This is a genomic window from Alkalihalobacterium elongatum, from assembly GCF_019024285.1.
Taxonomy (GTDB): domain Bacteria; phylum Bacillota; class Bacilli; order Bacillales; family Bacillaceae_F; genus Alkalihalobacterium; species Alkalihalobacterium elongatum.
Map to the genome: position 1 here is coordinate 33,506 of NZ_WMKZ01000015.1, position 19,612 is coordinate 53,117.

Below are 19,612 nucleotides of genomic sequence, written 5' to 3' on the forward strand. Positions count from 1 at the left end.
GGGATATACAAATGAATTTCGAAACGGTAATTGGATTAGAAGTCCACGTCGAGTTAAAGACTAAATCAAAAATTTTCTGTGGCTGTTCGACAGAATTTGGTGCCCCGCCAAATACACATACATGTCCAATATGTTTAGGACACCCTGGAGTACTGCCAGTTTTAAATAAACAAGCGGTTGAATATGCGATGCGAGCATCGATTGCTTTAAATTGTGAAATCGCTGAAGAAACAAAGTTTGATCGTAAAAATTATTTTTATCCAGACAGTCCAAAAGCTTATCAAATCTCCCAGTTTGATAAACCAATTGGTGAACACGGTTCGATTGAAATAGAAGTGAACGGAGAAAAGAAAACGATTGGAATTACTCGTATTCACCTTGAGGAAGATGCAGGGAAGTTAACACACTCCGAGTACGGGGACTACTCGTTAGTTGACTTTAATCGTGTAGGAACTCCGTTAATTGAGATTGTATCTGAGCCAGATATTCGTACACCAGAGGAAGCCTATGCATACTTAGAAAAGCTGAAAGCTATCCTTGAATATACAGAAGTATCAGATTGTAAAATGGAAGAAGGATCGCTTCGTTGTGACGCCAATATTTCACTTCGTCCAGTTGGTCAAAAAGAGTTCGGTACAAAAACAGAGCTGAAGAATTTAAACTCATTTGCCAACGTTCAAAAGGGATTAGCTTATGAAGAAATTCGTCAAGAGAAGGAATTACTAGAAGGAAACGTAATCAATCAGGAAACACGTCGTTGGGACGATGGAAAAAAAGAGACGATCTTAATGCGAGTTAAAGAAGGATCTGACGATTACCGTTACTTCCCAGACCCAGATCTTGTTTCTATTTTTATCGATGAGGAGTGGAAGGAGCGAGTTCGAAGCCAAATTCCAGAGCTTCCTCATGAACGTCAAACACGTTATGTAGCAGACCTTAATCTTTCCGAATATGATGCACAAGTTTTAACTGCATCTAAGGCGATGTCTGACTTCTTTGAAAAAACATTAGCACAAGGCGGAGATGCGAAACAAGTGGCCAACTGGTTAATGGGAGATGTATCAGCGTACCTAAATTCGAATAACAAAGAAATTGGCGACGTACCATTAACGCCAGAAAATCTTACAAAAATGATTTCTTTAATTGAAAAAGGGACAATTTCATCTAAGATTGCTAAAACGGTCTTCAAAGAAATGATCGAAAATGGTGGCGACCCAGAAGCGATTGTAAAGGAAAAAGGTCTCGTACAAATTTCAGATGAAGGTGAATTACGAAGCATTGTCGTAACTATCCTTAATAATAACCAACAGTCTGTAGATGACTTTAAGGCAGGTAAGCAAAAAGCAATTGGCTTCCTAGTCGGCCAAGTGATGAAGGAAACAAAAGGTAAAGCAAACCCACCAATGGTTAATAAGTTAATTGCTGAAGAAATTGGCAAACGATAGGCTTGGTACGGTGTAATATGCAAATAGGGTACACACAGGCCCTTATCTTGCCCAAAACGGTGATTCGCGTTAAAATAAGGGCCTTATGAGTCCGTAAAAAAAGTAATGAGTACTTAAAAAAATGCAGTTTTTATATACATTAAAAACTGAAAACGTCTAGCGCAAGCGCCCGGCGAGACTTCGCTAAATGGGCGCTTGCGCTTTTCTTAAATAAACCTTATGTTGGGTTGGGTCGTTCTTTCACTACAACTTCTTTCTTCCGTTCTTTTTGTTTTTTAGGTCCAAGTTCGGCATTTAAAGATTTGACCATTGAGAACGCCATTGCAATTAGTACAAAGGTTAGTGGAAAGGCGCTAACGATAATCGCCGTTTGCAAGCCAGCTAATCCACCAGTATACATTAGGATAGAAGCAGAGGCTGCTAATAGGATCCCCCACACATATTTGATAATATTGGGCGGCTCTAAACTTCCATTTGTCGTTTGCATCCCAAGGACAAATGTAGCCGAATCAGCGGATGTAATAAAGAAAACGGTTATTAAAAACAGGGTAACGATAATCAATAGAGCACTTAGCGGCAGCTGTTGAAAAACTAGAAATAAAGCTGTTTCAAGGGTTTGTTCGGAGACTGGAATACCTAAATTGTATTCAAGATGAATACCAGTACCGCCGAAAACGGCAAACCATAGAGCACATACAATCGTTGGAATGAATAAAACAGCCACTACGAACTCTCTAACGGTACGCCCTCTAGAAACACGAGCAATAAAAGTCCCGACAAACGGTGCCCACGCAATCCACCATGCCCAATAAAAAATAGTCCATCCTTGTATCCAAGCTGCATTATCTGCATTAAAAGGTGCCAAACGTAAGCCCATTGCAGGTAAATTTTGAATGTAAGAACCTAAAGTGGTAGTAAAAAGCTCTAACAAGAACACTGTAGGTCCAAGGAAAAGTACACTGAAAAATAAAAGCACAGCTAGTATCATATTGGTATTGCTTAAATATTTTATTCCTCTTTTAATTCCAGTCCCAGCTGAAATGAGAAAAAGGACTGTGATAATTGCTATAATTAACAGTTGGATACCAAATGTATTTGGAATACCTGTTACGTAGCTTAATCCTCCATTAATTTGAGCTGCACCTAAGCCGAGGGAAGCAGCGACTCCAAAGATGGTAGCAAATACCGCAACGACATCAATAACTCCGCCAATCGGTCCTTTTGTTTTCTCTCCTAATATTGGATATAACGTAGCACTAAGTAACCCAGGATAGCCTTTTCTGAATTTAAAATAAGCCAATCCTAACGCAATCGTTGCGTATATCGCCCAAGCATGGAGTCCCCAGTGGAGATATGTATACCTTAAAGCTTGCGTAGCTGCTGCACTTGTTCCAGCTTCACCTAAAGGCGGGTTAGCAAAGTGCGAGACTGGCTCTGAAACGCCGAAAAAAAGTAATCCAATTCCCATCCCAGCACTAAATAACATCGCAAACCAAGTCGGTCGGCTGAACTCTGGTTTATCCTCATCTTTCCCGAGTTTTACTTTACCGTAGCGACTGAAAATAAGAAACAAAGCAAAGATAAGAAAAAAAGTAGCAGAAAGTTGGTAGAACCAACCAAAGTTCTGTAAAAAGAAGCTTAACGTAACATCCATAACGCTAGTTAACTGATTTGGTAATAGGACACCCCAAAGTACGAATACAATTGCAATTACAACAGATATCCAGAATACCTTAGTTGCTTTCTCCATATGTACACGCTCCTTCTTTTTACTATAGCTTTTCATGGTTTTATGCTCTTTATGTGTTTCCAAGGCGACTGGTAATATGTAGTAGGGTTGCATATTTATAAATAAATCGTAAAAGCGCTAAATTTTTTTCAGGACAATCTAGAGCACATTAATTGGTTTATTTTCTATAATGGTGTAAATTGGTACTAAAGCGAGCGAAAGAAATTCAGCATGTCTTTTTCCGAATAAATAGGAGAGGGTGCGAAAATGGAATGGGAAATGATTGTTTCAGTTTTATATGATTTTGGTTATGGAGGTCTATTTCTGTGGCTTTGGTTAGGTATGTTTATTTTTCCTGTTCCTAATGAAGTCATTGTAATTAGCATCGGGTGGTTATCTAACGGCTATTTAGAAGTAATTCCTGCATTTGCGGCAGCTTACTTTGGGATTATTACCGCTACGACAACGACATTTTTAATTGGTCGCTTTGCTGGAGCCCCACTTCTTAGTAAATTAAAAAATCGAGCTCCAATAAAAAAGGGTAAGAAACTGATTGACGAACACGGTACTTATGCACTTTTTTTCTGTTGTTTTTTTGCTGGTTTAAGACACGCGATACCTTTTTTATGCGGGACTAGAAAACTTTCATATGTAACGTTTGCGCTAGTTTCATATACTAGTTGTTTCATATGGTGCTCTATCTTATTTGGATTTGGTCGTTTTATTGTAGTAACTGGAATAGAGAGTTTACAACAGCACAATATTTATTTTGTTTCAATCATTGTTTTTGCAATAGCTGTCATTGGCTTTTTCATAAAAAACCAAATTAAAACTAAAAGAGAAAATGAAGCTACGACATATACAAGTTAGTAGTTATACGAAAATAAATAGAAAAATACAGTTTGTCTTTGAATTATTTCGATGCCCGTAATAAAATAGAGGTATCGATTTTTTATTTTTTTGGAAGTGTTAAAGTGTCTGTAGATAATCGTTGATTTTTGGCTTATCGTGTGAAATGCAAAGTTCATATCTTTCAGTCTACATTTTAGGTTTAACATTTATCAAAAATATGCGTAATCAATACAATGATTAAAGGAGCTGTATTCATGAAAGCAATTATTAATGCACATATTTTAGGAGATAACGAAATTTCGAATGGGACAATTGTCTTTGAAGAAGGTAAGATCATGAAGATTGGAACTAGTGAAGAGGTTGAAATTCCAGATAAGGCAGAAATTATTGATGCCAACGGTAGATATGTAACGCCAGGATTTATTGATGCACACACCCATTTAGGTATCGATGAAGAAGGGGTTCGATGGGAAGGACAAGATTATAACGAAACGACATCAGCTGTTACACCACATTTACGCGCGATGGACGGAATTTATCCGTATGATCAAGGGTTTCACGATGCAGTCGCTGCAGGTGTGACAACGGCTCAAGTTTTACCTGGTAGCGCAAATGTCATTGGTGGCTTAACAGTCTGTATTAAAATTAGGCTTGGAAAATCAGTAGATGAGATGGTAATCCGTCAGCCATCTGGACTAAAAATTGCACTTGGAGAAAATCCAAAGGGAGCTCACGGTAATCATGGACGAGCACCTAAAACAAGAATGGCTGTCGCAGCTATTCTGCGTGAACAATTTTCAAAAGCGAAGAATTATATGGAGAAAAAGCAAAAAGGTGAAAATGTATTTGATTTTGAATTAGAAGCTCTACAGTTGGCACTAGAAAAGAAAATTCCAGTTCGCGCTCATGCCCACCGCGCCGATGACATAATGACAGTTATTCGAATTGCAAAAGAATTTGATTTAGATTTAAGTGTTGAGCATACGACTGAAGGACATCAAATTGCTCACTTACTAGCAGAAAGTGGTGCGAAGTTTACAGTAGGACCAACGATTTCAAGCCGTAGTAAGGTGGAGCTAAGAGATAAAGGGTGGCAAACGTATAAGGCGTTAGAACAGGCAAATGTTCCCTTTGCAATGACGACTGATCATCCTGTTATTCCGATACAGTATTTACAAACCTCTGTAAGTATAGCAGTCAAAGAAGGTCTCTCTGAACAAACTGCGTTAAAGTCAGTTACGGAACACGCTGCTGCTGTACTAGGTATAGAAGATCGTACAGGTACTCTTGAGGTTGGAAAAGATGCAGATATCGTCATCTGGGATGCACACCCGCTAAAACAAAATAGTTATTCATGGAAAACATTTGTAGATGGGAATATTGTGTACGAACAAGAAAACAGATAATATATGATGTTTCAAAACAATGTCAAAAATATAATCCTTTTCAACTAATTTTCAGTGAGGGATGAAGGAAACCCTCACTGGAAAAAGTCACTTTTGAGATAGTACTTGTATAAGTTGTATGTATCCCTTATCATACAAGTTAATAGATTGTAATAAGATGGATATTACTTCATAAAAGTGGGAGATAGTATGAAACGAGCCCGAATTATTTATAATCCAACTTCAGGAAGAGAGCAAATGCGTAAAAGTTTGCCGTATGTTCTGGAGCGACTCGAAAAAGTTGGCTATGAAGCATCTGCACATGCAACAACAGGTGAAGGCTGTGCAATAAAGGCTGCAAGGTTAGCAGGCGAGAGAGGTTTTGATTTAGTTATTGCTGCAGGTGGCGACGGAACCATCTTTGAAGTAGTCAATGGTCTAGCCGAATTAGAAAATCGTCCGCTTTTAGGACTAATTCCTGGGGGCACAACGAATGATTTTGCCAGAGCGCTTCATATTCCAAGGGATATTGTAGAAGCTTGTGATGTATTATGTGGAGAACACCAGCAGCCTATTGATATTGGCAAAGTAGGGAGTCAGTACTTTATTAATATAGCAGCTGGTGGAACGCTAACAGAGCTAACGTATGAAGTTCCTAGTAAACTTAAAACATTAGTGGGACAACTTGCTTATTATATAAAAGGTCTAGAAAAGCTCCCGTCGATTTCACCGACTTCTGTAAGAATCGAGTATGATGGAAAACTTTTCGAAGGTGAAATTATGATGTTTCTTGTCTCGAATACGAACTCAGTGGGTGGCTTCGAAAAGCTAGCACCAGATGCGTCGATTCAAGATGGGTTATTTGATCTGATTATTGTTAAAAAGACGTCTTTTCCAGAATTTATTCGAATCGGTGGCTTAGCGATGCGAGGAGAACATATGAATCATCCGAAAGTCATTTATACACAAGCCAATCGAATTAAGGTATATGTTGAAGGAGATATGCAACTAAATCTCGATGGTGAATATGGTGGGATGCTGCCCGGAGAATTTGTTAATCTTTACCAACATTTTCAAATCCTGTGTCCACCCAAAAGGTAGAAAAAGAAGAGCATAGCAAATGCTCTTTTTTTGTTGGTCTTTAGCAGTAAATAAGAGGTAATACTATAAAAAAGACACAATATTGGCCTTAATAAGGATACAAAGTTTTTCTAAGTAATGAGTTATGCTACAATCATGAAAGCATAAACGGACGTAAAGGAAGAGATTAAGATGAGTAAACATAATATACCTGTACAAAAAAACAAACAGTATGAAGTAGTCTTTGAAGATTTAACTCATGAGGGAGCGGCTGTTGCAAAAATAGAAGGGTATACCCTTTTTGTACCAAAAGCTCTTCCTGGTGAACGTGGATTAGTAAAAGTGACAAAGGTAAATAAAGGTTATGGATTTGGCCGGTTAATGGAACAGATAGAAACTAGTGAGCATCGTGCAGAACCACCTTGCCCTGTCTATCATCAGTGTGGGGGATGTCAGCTGCAGCATTTAAGTTATGATGCGCAATTACAACAAAAACAGAAGATGGTAAGAGATGTACTTGAACGAATCGGCAAGATCTCTGGTATCCCTGTCCATCCTACGATTGGAATGAACAATCCGTGGCGATATCGTAATAAGGCACAAGTTCCCGTAGCTACAAGGGAAGGTGGACTTGTGGCTGGTTTTTATCAAGAAAGAACCCATCATATCATTGATATGGATGAGTGTTTAATTCAACAAGATGCGAATGATAAAGTGGTTCAAGTAGTAAAAGAAATTGCTAATAAACTTCACATTAAAGGGTATGACGAAGAAAAGCATAAAGGTGTATTGCGTCATGTTGTCGCAAGGTATGGCTTAGTGACAAAAGAGGTAATGGTAGTACTTGTTACACGAACAAACGACCTACCTAATAAAGAGCAGATTATTAAGGAAATAAAAATTCGATTACCTGAAGTCAAGTCAATTGTTCATAACATTAATAGCAAGAGGACAAATGTCATCTTTGGTGAACAAACGAAGGTTCTTTGGGGTGAAGAGTATATATACGACTATATCGGTCACGTAAAATTTGCTATTTCCGCTAGATCTTTTTACCAAGCCAATCCAGAGCAAACGAGAGTTTTGTACGATAAAGCATTAGAATATGCGCAGTTAACTAGTGATGATACGGTGATTGATGCCTACTGTGGTATTGGTACGATCTCATTATTTTTAGCTCAAAAAGCGAAGCACGTGTATGGGGTTGAAATTGTACCAGAAGCGATTGATGATGCAAAGCGCAATGCTAAATTAAATAATATAGAAAATGTCGATTTCGCTGTCGGTGAAGCGGAAAAAGTCATTCCATGGTGGTATGCTCAAGGCATTCATGCAGATGTGATCGTTGTAGATCCTCCTCGAAAAGGCTGTGACGAAGCATTATTAAATACGATTATTCAAATGAAGCCAAAGCGTGTAGTATATGTCAGCTGTAATCCAGCAACATTGGCCCGCGATTTACGCGTGCTAGAAGATGGTGGCTATAAGACGAAGGAAGTTCAACCAGTAGATATGTTCCCTCATACAATGCATGTTGAAAGTGTTGCAGTGTTAGAACTAAATTAAGAAAAATTAGAGGATGAAACGATGAGCCAAGAAATTAAATTAAAGATAAAACCAAAGTTTGCCAAAGAGTATCGAGCTGGATATCCACTGCTTTCAAAGGATGCGATAAGCAATCTAAATGAGGTATCAGTTGAAGGCACAGTCGTAAAATTAGTCGATGAACGAAATCAGTTTATTGCCAAAGGCTATTACGGTGAGCAAAATAAAGGCTTCGGCTGGATTCTTTCACAAGGTGAGAACGAAACCTTTGATCAAGCATTTTTTCAAGCTAAACTCTCTGAAGCGTTTAAGCATCGTATCCATTTATTTAATGATGTAGAAACAACCGCCTTTCGGGTCTTCAATGGGGAAGGTGATGGCATCGGCGGCTTAACGATCGAGTATTTTGATGGCTACTACTTGATCCATTGGTACAATAAAGGTATCTATAAATTTAAGGATGAAATCATACGCTCACTACAAGCAGTAACAGAGTACAAGGCGATTTATCAGAAGAAGCGATTTGCAACAGATGGCAAATATATTGAACAAGACGACTTTGTAACGGGTGAAAAAGGACAATTCCCGATTTTCGTTAAAGAAAATGGCGTGCGCTTTGCGGTCTACTTAAATGAAGGAGCGATGGTCGGCGTCTTTTTAGATCAACGTGAAGTAAGAAAAGTAATTCGTGATAAATACGCCAAAGGTAAGACCGTTTTAAATACATTTTCGTATACGGGTGCCTTTTCGGTGTTTGCTGCATTAGGTGGCGCGAAGAAAACAACGAGTGTAGACTTAGCTAATCGTAGTTTGAGTAAAACGATTGAACAGTTCAGTATTAACGGAATTGATTATGAAGCACAGGATATTATTGTTGAAGATGTTTTTCGTTATTTTAAATACGCAGTGAAAAAGAATTTAAAGTTTGGTATGGTCATTTTAGATCCTCCTAGTTTTGCGAGATCAAAGAAACATACGTTTAGCGCGGCAAAAGATTATACAAACTTACTGAAAGAAACAATTGCCATAACTGAAGATGATGGGGTCATCGTTGCTTCGACAAATAGTAGTTCGTTTGGAATGAGTAAATTTAAAGGTATGATTGAAAAGGCATTCAAAGAGATGAACGGAAAGTTCAAATACTTAGAGGAGTATTCACTTCCAAGTGACTTTAAGACAATTAAGAAATTCCCAGAAGGTAATTATTTAAAGGTCGTATTTATTAAAAAAATAAAGGGTTAAAATACTATGAAAAGAGTATATCATGCTGTTATTTTTGATTTAGACGGGGTGCTTGCGGATACTGTTGAGTATCACTATTTGGCTACAAAACAAGTGTCTGATAAATTGAATATTCCTTTTGATAGAGAGCTTAACCAAAGAATGCAAGGGATGAGTCGTACCGTGCTTATCGAGGAACTTGTAAGGAAAAGTGACAGATCATATACGCCTTTGCAAAAAGCTGAATTAGGTAATCAAAAAAATGCTAATTATCAACAACTAATTAGTAGAATTACCAAAGATGATATTTTACCAGGAATGTCTGACTTCATAACAACACTTAAGAAAAATCATATGAAGATGGCGATTGCTTCTGCAAGCTCGAATGCAAAAACGGTTTTAGATAACCTAGAAATAAGTCACTACTTTGATCATATCGTTGATATTCATGACGTAAAAAAAATGAAGCCAGATCCAGAGATTTTCTTAAAAGCAGCAGATGCTTTAAACGTTCCGTATGATAAGTGTATTGCCATTGAAGATAGTGAAGCTGGGATTAAGGCGATTAAACAAACACCGATGTTTTCAATAGGAGTAGGTGAGCATGCCGCTGTAAAAAGTGCGGACTGGCACGTACATTCGACAGAAGAAATTAGTTATGAAAAACTACTAACTCTTGTTAGTTTATCCCCTATAAATGCTTAGGGGATTTTTGCAATTTCCATATCCAGTCATCAAATGTTTTTAGTTTCATACGTTCTAATAAGGGTATTTCAAATAAACGTTAGATAAAGCTTGATCTAGATTTAGTAAACATAACAGCATCAAACCCTCAAGATTGAATTATGAAATTGAGGAGGAGACGTTTAGATGAAAGAAAAGGATCAAATGTTGGCAAAAGATGAGAAGTATGTATGGCATTCAATGAAACCTTATAATCCTGGGGCAACTATGGTAGTAGAGGAAGCGAAAGGTGCATGGATAACAGATACCGATGGAAGAAGATATTTAGATGCTATGTCGGGATTATGGTGTGTTAATGCTGGATACGGAAGAACTGAATTCGCTGAAGCAGCCCATGAACAGTTAACGAAATTAGCCTATTATCCGTTAACACAAAGTCATTTGCCTGCTATTGAACTAGCGGAAAAGCTTAATGAGATGTTAGAAGGCGATTATGTTTTCTTCTTTTCAAATAGTGGTTCTGAAGCGAATGAAACAGCGTTTAAAATAGCTAGGCAGTACCATGCGCAAAAAGGTGATCACCAACGTCATAAAATCATTTCGAGATACAGGAGCTATCACGGGAATACGATTGCAACTCTTGCTGCTACAGGTCAAGCTCAACGTAAGTATAAGTATGAACCGCTAGCTCCAGGCTTTATCCACGTACCACCACCCGACTCGTACCGGTCGCCAGAAGATCCAAATGCAACTCCTAGAGAATTAAAATCTGTTCAAGCTATTGAACAAGTTATGACTTGGGAGTTAAGTGAAACGGTCGCAGCTGTAATTATGGAGCCAATCATAACAGGGGGTGGCATTTTAATTCCACCAGACGGTTATATGTCAGGTGTGAAAGAGGTATGTGAGGACCATGGTGCACTCTTAATTGTTGATGAAGTAATCTGTGGTTTTGGAAGAACTGGTGAGCCTTTTGGTTTCATGAACTACGGGGTAAAACCTGATATTATAACGATGGCAAAAGGAATAACAAGTGGTTACATGCCATTGTCTGCAACAGCGGTAAAACGGGAGATTTATGAAGCTTTTAAAGGAACCGATGAATATGATTACTTTCGTCATGTAAATACATTCGGTGGAAGTCCTGCATCTTGTGCAGTTGCATTGAAAAATCTAGAAATAATGGAAAAAGAAAAATTATTTGAACGGTCAAAAGAAGTAGGGAAACAGATGATTTCAGATCTTCGAAAGTCGATAGAAGACCATCCATATGTTGGTGATATTAGAGGAAAAGGTCTATTGATGGGAATAGAGTTAGTCGATAACAAGGAGACAAAAGAACCTCTTGATATTAATTTAGTAAACAAAGTGTTAAATGCTTGTAAACAAGAAGGATTAATTTTAGCTAAAAATGGTGCCACAGTTGCTGGGTACAATAATGTTATTTCTATATCACCTCCACTAACGATTGATAATAAGGATATAAACTTCATCATTCGAACGATTAAAAAGGCCTTAGATCACTTATAAAAACCTAGCTGAAAACAGGCTGTTTATCAGCCTGTTTTCAACTATCAATTGTTTTACTTTCACTGTCCTACACTTGAATTAAGATTTTCTGCCTTTTCAGTAAGAGAAGTTGCCAAAAAGGAAAGGTCACTGGTTGCTTTGTTAATGTCTTGAATGGCTGCAATAATTTCATCAATATCCTTTTTGTTATTCTGAAACATTGATGAATACTGCTCCATTTCCATTCCTACAGTAATTAAGCCATTCTTAACTGTTTTTAAGCTAGTATTTGAAGTTTCAGTAGATTGTGTCATGAGATTCATAGTATTAATAATGCTTGAAGTATTTTGATTGCTCTCCTTTACAAGTGAAAAAATATCATTGCTTAATTGTTTAGATGATTCAGCGAGCTTTCTGACTTCAGTTGCTACGACAGAAAAGCCCTTCCCATGTTCTCCTGCACGGGCAGCCTCAATGGAAGCGTTTAGAGCAAGTAAATTAGTTTGGTCTGCAATTTTTTCAATTTCAGATGTCATCGTATTGATTTTATTAGAAATACTGTTCATTTCATCGACCTTTATTAAGGAATCATTGACCTTCTCCAATAACGTTGAAAAAGCGTTCTCCATTTCAATCATATCTTGCTCACTTTTAGTCACTAACCTTTTTAAATTTTGACTGCTCTTAACCGTATTTTCTGTATCTTTCCCTATTTTTGTCGCTTTTTCAGCCGTTTCTGTTGTAATTGCTTCTGTTTGTTCAATTGTTGCTGCTAACTCTTGACTAATAGAGGTTAGTTCTTCTTGAAGTTGGTAATTAGCATCGTTCAGTGCTTGGATTTCATCAACGCGACTTTGGATATACGTTTCAACGATTAATTGAGAGTCAAAGTTAATCGCATGGGTGACGGCAATAATTGCCTTACTTAGCTTTTCAGGTTCATGCTCAAAATGCTTCACGATTTGTGGAATAAGTAGGGTCAAAAATAGTTGATAGGTTGCTAAAAACCAACCGATAGGAAGTTCTCCTTTATTATGTGCACCGCCAATTTTCTGTCTTTGTTGCAAGAATTCATCAGTAATTTCTCCAGAGAAAAGTGATCTCAAGTAAAATTGAAATACTTCATATAAACGCTCCCGAGAAGAATGAGCAGTGGCTATTTTCTCCAACATTGGAAATTGAAAAACATGATCGAGTGTTTTATTAAGTAATTGATCAGAAAGTTGCAAAACGATAGGCTGTAATTCTTTTAACAATTGTGCATGTTCTTTATGGAATGTCATGTAATGAAGACGGAGTTCTTTTTGTTTATCCGATAAACGAATTGGTGTGCCTGTTGAAAATTTAAGATTTGGTTGATAATCTGGTTTCTTTTTCAGTTGAAATAACATGGTTTCCCAACTTTCCTAGGTTATTTGTACTATATTTTGTATGATAAATATATAATATATGTTCATGTATTGTCTACGATTTTAGTAGAGTCTAATTTTAAAAGAGTAAAAAAGAAAATATAACTAAATATTATTAAGACTTGTCTCATATCTATATAGAAGTATGTATAGATAAGGAGAGAGTCATGAAAACATTTTTTAAAGGTGCACTTCTTTTAGTTATAGCGGCATTTTTAAGTGAGTGCCTTGAATTTGTCATTAACATGGTATTGGCTCGAGAATTAGGAGATGAAGCTTTAGGACGATATATGTCTATCCTTCCAACAATTATATTAATCGTTGTTCTTGCTAGTATAGAGCTGCCGATCTCAATTTCTAAATTCATTGCTGAGCAGGACAAAAAATATCATCTCAACATGTTACAGCATACTTTGAGATTTACACTCATTTTTACTATCATTTTTTTCATTCTAGTAACGATTGTTTTACCGTTTATTCCTGTTTTTGACCAGTATCATCCAATGATTCGCTGGTTAATCATAATATTAATTCCGATCATTTCATTGTCTTCAGTTGCTAGAGGCTATTTTATGGGATCGCATCGAATGGGGAAAATTGCACTATCAAACTTCTTACGTCGAGCAGCCCAGCTTATATTATTAGTCATTTTGTTTCAATGGTTTCAATTTGAGCATGAGCTAGCTATTTTAATTGCAATCTGTACGCTGATTGGTAGTGAATTAATCGTATTTTTATATTTAATTACCGCCTATTTCTTACAGTTGAACTCTTTGAAAAAAGAGCCGAGTGAAAAAATTAGTGGGAAAACTGTACGACAGCAGTTGTTAGCTGTTTCAATCCCAACAACAGGAGTTCGAATCTTTCATGCGGTAACGTTTGCTATTAAACCATTTCTAATAAAAATGGCCTTACTTAATTCTGGATTGACGGAAGCAGTTGCTATGGCTCAATACGGCAAACTAGCTGGGGTGGCGTTTACCATTGGCTTTTTTCCTGCATTTATTGCTCATTCGTTACTTATCGTTTTAATTCCTACTGTTTCGGAGGCTTACGCAAAAAGAGATTTTATCAAACTACAAACATTATTACAGAAAGTGATGCTGTTTACTTTCTTTTATGGATTAGTAGCTGTCATCATCTTTTATGTGTACGCTGAGCCACTTACTACTTTGTTTTTCGAGTCATCCCGTGCTGCTGGTTATTTGCAGTTATTATGTCTATACTTTTTATTTCACTATTTTGTCATGCCAATGCAAGCCTATTTAATTGGTCTCGGTTTAGTAAAGGATGCTTTTCTTCATGCAGTTTGGTCGACACTAATTTCCTTTGCTTTAATGTATTTCCTCGGATCAATGGAACAATTGCAAATGCAAGGTGTTATTATAGGTATGAACACAGGGGTTGTCCTGCTGACGATGATGCATTACGTAACAATCTGTAATAAAATTGGGGCAACATTATTATTAAGAGCTCCTTCTACCTTTAAATATTAACCTATGTTTTTCCTATGCTTATTTAGGCAATACCGATAAGGAGGAAAGGAGAGGTTACATGAACTGGATAAAATTAATGATAAGTATTTGTATGATCTTCTTTATTACGGCGTGTGGAAGTATAGAAGATCCTTCAGAAGAGTTCCCTGCTGAAGAGGAGCCAATTGAAGAACCAATTCAAGAGCCAACAGACGAAGAGTTGAATGAAACGGAAGAAACTGCTGGGCCAGAAAATGAGATAACATTTGAAGATGTTGTTAGTGAGTATAACGTTCTTTCAAGTTTTGAAACAGATGGTCCAGGAACTGGATTAGGCTTAGGAATGGATGTCCTATATAAAGAAGAGGATCTAGCGTTTGTTAGGGGACATCAAGGACACGCGCTAGGACATTTTCGTTTACTTCAAGTTGATCACGAGCAACAAAAAGTGATCATCACACATCAATACTCTGAAGAACAGTATGAGATTTATGAGGATCTTCAAACAATGATCGAAGAAGAAGGAGAAAAGGCTGCATTTGAATGGGTTGAGTCGCAAGATGCTAACTATAATGAATTATTTTTCACTTCAGAAATTCCCCCAAGCACAACGACGGTGACATGGAATAACCAGGAGTGGGAAGCAATTGAAGTAGAGGTAAAAGAGGGCGATGAAAAGTATGTATTTGCGAAAGATAAAGGGCTAATTCAAATACATTATCAAAGTGAGTTAGCACAAGAGATTTTTGGTGAAATTCGAGTAGCTAATCGGATTGCTAAGTAAAGAGTCGCACAAGTATTTGTGAAAAGAGGCATCGATAATTATTTTCAGGATTTCCTTTTTATATTGAAGAGCATATCGGATTGTAAAAAGGAAGAGCTCGAACGATATGTATCGTTCGAGCTCTTCCTTTTGCATTTACTAATCTATTATTATCTATGATGCGTCTTCAGTCGTTTCCTTCTTCGCTTCTTCTAACATCTCATTAATCGTTTCAATATACTCATTTAAACTCATCTTGGTATTCCTCCCTTAATAAATAACAAGAATTTGTTTCACTAACAGTATTTCCACTTTTTTAAATACTAAACTAGTAATCTGTAAAATAGGAAATTCAGAGTAATAAATTTCGTTAGAATAGGCTAGAAGGAGTAGAAGTCAGACATTTCATTAATTATGTTATGTAAAAGTTAAAAAGATGTGAGATACTAGGTCAGATAAAATGAATACTTATGATCAACGAGGAGTGAACACAATGGAAAGAACGAATATCGGAGAGGGCTTATCCTTCTCAAGAATGGTTCATGGTCATTGGAGACTAAATGACTGGAAATTAACACAAAATGAATTACTGGATTTAATACATAGTTGCCTGGAGCAAGGAATAACCACTTTTGACCATGCAGATATATATGGAGATTATACATGTGAAGCACGTTTTGGAGAGGTATTAAAGCTTGACCCTAGCTTACGTACTAAAATAGAAATCGTGACAAAGTGTGGGATAAAGCTATTATCTAAAAAGCATACAGACCATTACATTAAACATTACGATACAAGTAAAGATCATATTATCAAGTCCGTAAATCAATCATTACAAAATTTTGGAACCGATTATATTGACGTTTTACTCATACATCGCCCAGATCCATTTATGGATCCTAGTGAAGTTGCAGAGGCGTTTGTCAGTCTAAAGGACGAAGGGAAAGTAAGGGCTTTTGGTGTATCTAATTTTACATCATCTCAAGTAGCAATGCTTGACTCTTATTTGCCATTTCCGTTAGTAACCAATCAAATCGAACTGTCGGTGCTTCACACAAATCCTTTCCTCGATGGGACGATTGATCAATGTTTAGAAAGAAAAATTTTACCGATGGCGTGGTCACCATTAGCTGGTGGAAGAATTTTTTCTAGCGAAGATAAACAGTCGGTACGGGTTCGGGAAATATTAACAAAATTAGCTGAAGAACTCAATGCAGTTTCAATTGATCAGGTGATGTTAGCTTGGTTGCTAGAACACCCAGCAAATATCCTACCGATAATTGGAACAGGGAACCTAGAGAGAATAAAGCGTTCTGTAGAGGCATTACAATTAAAATTAACAAGGCAGCAGTGGTTTGAAGTTTGGGAGGCGTCAATTGGTAACGAGGTACCTTAAGGTGAATTTTTTCTAAGCTGGTTCCAAATTAAGCCACGTATTGTTGGTCCTCCAGCGCTTGTCGCCGATAATCAGGCGTCTTCCACTTTTCTTTGTCTAGTTGCAGGCGCCATCGGCTCGAGGTCGCTTCGGTCCATCAAATGTGTCCAAAGAGCAGGACACGTATTGTTGGCCCTCCAGCGCTTGTCGCCGATAATCAGGCGTCTTCCACTTTTCTTCGCACTTCTTCTTTTTTTCATATAAAATAGAGGAAACACTTTGAAATGTTAGGATTGAGAAGATGAGTATTTTTACAGTAGAAAATTTATGTAAATCATATGGTGAGAAAGTATTATTCGACCGTATTTCGTTTTCCATTGGAGAACGTGAGCGAATTGGTTTAATAGGCGTGAATGGAACAGGAAAATCAACGTTATTAAAAGTTCTATCCAAAGAAGAGGGAATGGAAGAAGGAAAGCTTACTCATTCTAATCAACTTCAGATTGAGTATTTACCGCAACAACCTGATTTAGATGAGAACCTGACTACATTAGAACAAATATATTATGGTGACTCCGTTATTATGAAGGTGATGCGGGAATACGAACAAGCATTATATGAACTTCAAGGTCAACCTGAAAGCAATCAACGTCAAGAACGTCTATTAAAAGTTCAAGCGAAGATGGATGATTGTGAGGCGTGGGAGGCAAATACTGTTGCCAAAACGGTCCTCACGCGTCTTGGGATAACTGACTTCACGAAGAAAATAAAGCATTTATCTGGTGGTCAAAAGAAACGTGTAGCTATTGCAAAAGCGTTAATTCAGCCTGCAGATTTATTAATATTAGATGAGCCAACAAACCATTTAGATAATGAGACGATTGAGTGGTTAGAGAGCTATTTAGCGCAGTATAAAGGTTCTCTTATCATGGTAACGCACGACCGGTATTTTCTTAACCGCGTCACCAATCGGATTTATGAGTTAGATCAAGGACAACTTTATACATACGAAGGCAATTATGAAAGTTTTCTTGAAAAGAAGGCTGAGCGAGAAGCACTTGCCGAGCAAAGTGAAGCAAAGAGACAAAATTTATTGCGGCGTGAGCTAGCCTGGTTACAAAGAGGTGCAAAAGCAAGAACAACAAAACAAAAAGCCCGGATCCAAAGAGTAGAGGACTTAAGGGATCAAAAGGGACCAACTCAAAAAGGTGATGTCGATTTTGCAATTGGCACACAACGACTGGGTAAAAAAGTTATTGAAGTTAAAAATATATCTAAGTCTTATGGAGATCACCAGTTGTTTCATAATTTGAATTATTTAATTGTTCCAGGTGAAAGGTTAGGAATCATTGGACCGAATGGGACTGGAAAATCAACATTATTAAACATTTTAGCGGGTAGAATAGAGCCGAGTGCAGGTGACATTGAAGTTGGTGAAACAGTAAAAATCGCCTATTATACTCAAGATGACGAGGAGCTTGATGGGAATTTACGAGTTATTGATTACATTAAAGAGGGTGCTGAAATCGTTCGAACCGTTGATAATCAAATTATTACGGCTGAGCAAATGTTAGAACGGTTTTTATTTCCTCGAGCAATGCAATGGACGTATATTCGTAGATTGTCAGGGGGAGAACGTCGCCGCCTTTATTTACTCCGTGTTCTTATGAAAGAGCCAAATGTTTTATTTCTTGATGAGCCAACAAATGATCTTGATACACAAACGCTTAGTGTATTAGAGGACTATTTAGATCAGTTTCCAGGTGTTGTGTTAACGGTTTCCCATGATCGTTACTTTTTAGATCGTGTTGTCGATCATTTGCTCGTATTTGACGGTGAAGGTTCAATAAGTCGTTATCAGGGGTCTTATTCAGAATTTATGGAAGATAAGAAACTTGAAAAAGAAATGGAGCTACAAGAACGAAAAGCAAAAGTGCAAGAAACTAACGTCCAACCTAAAAAGAGAGAACAGCGAAAGAAGCTCTCCTATAAAGATCAACAAGAGTGGAATACAATTGAAGAGCGAATTTCACAGCTTGAGTCTAAAATCGAACAAATTGAAACAGATATTGCTGCTGCTGGAAGTGACTTTAGTAAAATTCAAGAATTAATGAATGAACAAAAACAAAAAGAAGAAGAATTAGAGCAAGCGATGGAGCGCTGGGAGGAACTTTCACTATTAATTGAGGAAATTGAAGGTCAAAAATAATTTGGTGATCGAATGAAGGAGAAAATTGTTGAAGCACTTTCCAGAATTGAAGCAGAGCATGAAGTGAAGATTATTTATGCTTGTGAAGCAGGAAGTAGAGCGTGGGGAACGGCTTCAGAAGAAAGCGATTATGACGTTCGGTTTATTTATATACACCCTGTTAGTTGGTATTTGTCCATTGAACAGAAGCGTGAGGTTATGGATATTCAATTGACGGCCGAATTAGATATGGTCGGTTGGGATATGAGAAAAACGTTAGCATTACTGAAGAAATCAAATCCAACCATACTTGAATGGTTACAATCACGAATTGTCTATCACGAAAATCCTTTAATTGTAGCTGAATGTAAGTCGCTTTCAAAGAAGACCTTTTCTGAAAAAACCTGTTTGTATCATTACCTCAACATGGCAAAACGAAATGCAAAGGGGAGTTTTCATTCTCCAGATGCATATGCTAATGTAAAACTTGTTTTGAATGTAGTTAAACCATTACTGGCCTGTAGATGGATAAAAAAATATCATTCTATGCCCCCGAATGAGTTTGTTTATTTAATGGATCATATACCTAAATCTGGCGTTCTCCGTACTGAAGTCGAAGCTATATTGGAAAAGAAGTTGAAGCGAGAAAAAGAAATTAGCATAAATGAATTAGGGGCGATTCAAAAATTTATTGAGGAACAAATTGGATGTCTTACTGATTATGTAAAGCGACTAGAAGAAAATAAGAAAGCTGATACAGATGCGTTTGATCAACTTTTTCAAAGAACATTAAAGACTGTGTGGAACTAATCTCTCCCACAAAGATACAAGTAGTACTAATAAATAATGCCTGTCCTCAAAACTAATAGGGGGCAGGCATTATATTTTGTATGCAGAGAAATTTGGTGCAGTTTTTTAATCAATACCAAAAACAATTTATCGCTAAAATTTA

At 37.2% G+C, this 19,612-nt stretch carries 15 protein-coding genes and 1 pseudogene; 13 read left to right on the forward strand and 3 right to left on the reverse strand.

The window, feature by feature from the left end:
• The first annotated feature begins 11 nt into the window (after positions 1-11).
• Positions 12-1,445: an Asp-tRNA(Asn)/Glu-tRNA(Gln) amidotransferase subunit GatB gene (gene gatB / locus GKP30_RS14720; RefSeq protein ID WP_216830213.1), complete on the forward strand. Its 1,434-nt coding sequence runs from the start codon at positions 12-14 to the stop codon at positions 1,443-1,445.
• Between the two features lie 217 nt (positions 1,446-1,662).
• Here the strand turns inward: gatB and GKP30_RS14725 are convergent, their stop codons facing one another.
• Entirely contained in the window at positions 1,663-3,195 is a 1,533-nt protein-coding gene (locus GKP30_RS14725) for a glycine betaine uptake BCCT transporter (RefSeq protein WP_216830214.1), read from the reverse strand.
• A 246-nt stretch (positions 3,196-3,441) separates the two neighbouring features.
• On the opposite strand from GKP30_RS14725, the gene GKP30_RS14730 reads away from it, so the two are divergent.
• The 7 genes from GKP30_RS14730 to GKP30_RS14760 all read left to right on the forward strand — a co-directional run bounded on the left by GKP30_RS14730 (position 3,442) and on the right by GKP30_RS14760 (position 11,471).
• Positions 3,442-4,044 carry a DedA family protein gene (locus tag GKP30_RS14730; protein ID WP_216830215.1) on the forward strand — a complete coding sequence of 201 codons (603 nt, stop codon included), beginning with the start codon at positions 3,442-3,444 and terminating at the stop codon, positions 4,042-4,044.
• 236 nt (positions 4,045-4,280) lie between these two features.
• The gene (locus GKP30_RS14735) at positions 4,281-5,432 is read left to right on the forward strand and encodes an amidohydrolase (protein WP_216830216.1); all 1,152 of its coding nucleotides are present in this window, start codon (positions 4,281-4,283) and stop codon (positions 5,430-5,432) included.
• Between the two features lie 189 nt (positions 5,433-5,621).
• Positions 5,622-6,512 carry a diacylglycerol kinase gene (locus tag GKP30_RS14740; RefSeq protein WP_216830217.1) on the forward strand — a complete coding sequence of 297 codons (891 nt, stop codon included), beginning with the start codon at positions 5,622-5,624 and terminating at the stop codon, positions 6,510-6,512.
• 171 nt (positions 6,513-6,683) lie between these two features.
• Entirely contained in the window at positions 6,684-8,057 is a 1,374-nt protein-coding gene (gene rlmD / locus GKP30_RS14745; RefSeq protein ID WP_216830218.1) for a 23S rRNA (uracil(1939)-C(5))-methyltransferase RlmD, read from the forward strand.
• Between the two features lie 21 nt (positions 8,058-8,078).
• Positions 8,079-9,278: a class I SAM-dependent rRNA methyltransferase gene (locus GKP30_RS14750; RefSeq protein WP_216830219.1), complete on the forward strand. Its 1,200-nt coding sequence runs from the start codon at positions 8,079-8,081 to the stop codon at positions 9,276-9,278.
• 6 nt (positions 9,279-9,284) lie between these two features.
• Positions 9,285-9,962 (forward strand): beta-phosphoglucomutase, encoded by a 678-nt coding sequence (gene pgmB, locus GKP30_RS14755; protein ID WP_216830220.1) that lies wholly within the window; start codon positions 9,285-9,287, stop codon positions 9,960-9,962.
• Between the two features lie 165 nt (positions 9,963-10,127).
• Entirely contained in the window at positions 10,128-11,471 is a 1,344-nt protein-coding gene (locus GKP30_RS14760; protein WP_216830221.1) for an aspartate aminotransferase family protein, read from the forward strand.
• 59 nt (positions 11,472-11,530) lie between these two features.
• Here the strand turns inward: GKP30_RS14760 and GKP30_RS24030 are convergent, their stop codons facing one another.
• On the reverse strand, positions 11,531-12,088 hold the full coding sequence (locus GKP30_RS24030; RefSeq protein ID WP_407928623.1) for a methyl-accepting chemotaxis protein: 558 nt from the start codon (positions 12,086-12,088) through the stop codon (positions 11,531-11,533).
• Between the two features lie 225 nt (positions 12,089-12,313).
• Positions 12,314-12,841: pseudogene (locus GKP30_RS24035) on the reverse strand (protoglobin family protein); the annotation flags it as partial.
• Between the two features lie 185 nt (positions 12,842-13,026).
• Between GKP30_RS24035 and GKP30_RS14770 the strand changes: the two are divergent.
• From GKP30_RS14770 to GKP30_RS14790, 5 genes are all read left to right on the forward strand, one after another.
• A complete protein-coding gene (locus GKP30_RS14770; RefSeq protein WP_216830223.1) occupies positions 13,027-14,355 on the forward strand; it encodes a polysaccharide biosynthesis protein in 1,329 nt (442 codons plus the stop codon).
• Positions 14,356-14,413: 58 nt separating this feature from the next.
• Positions 14,414-15,118, forward strand: coding sequence for a hypothetical protein (locus GKP30_RS14775; RefSeq protein ID WP_216830224.1), 705 nt, complete (start codon positions 14,414-14,416; stop codon positions 15,116-15,118).
• A gap of 472 nt (positions 15,119-15,590) precedes the next feature.
• Positions 15,591-16,493, forward strand: coding sequence for an aldo/keto reductase (locus GKP30_RS14780; RefSeq protein ID WP_216830225.1), 903 nt, complete (start codon positions 15,591-15,593; stop codon positions 16,491-16,493).
• 280 nt (positions 16,494-16,773) lie between these two features.
• Positions 16,774-18,681, forward strand: a complete 1,908-nt coding sequence (locus GKP30_RS14785; RefSeq protein ID WP_216830226.1) for an ABC-F family ATP-binding cassette domain-containing protein — start codon at positions 16,774-16,776, stop codon at positions 18,679-18,681.
• A gap of 12 nt (positions 18,682-18,693) precedes the next feature.
• A complete protein-coding gene (locus tag GKP30_RS14790) occupies positions 18,694-19,470 on the forward strand; it encodes a nucleotidyltransferase domain-containing protein (protein ID WP_216830227.1) in 777 nt (258 codons plus the stop codon).
• Positions 19,471-19,612: the final 142 nt, after the last annotated feature.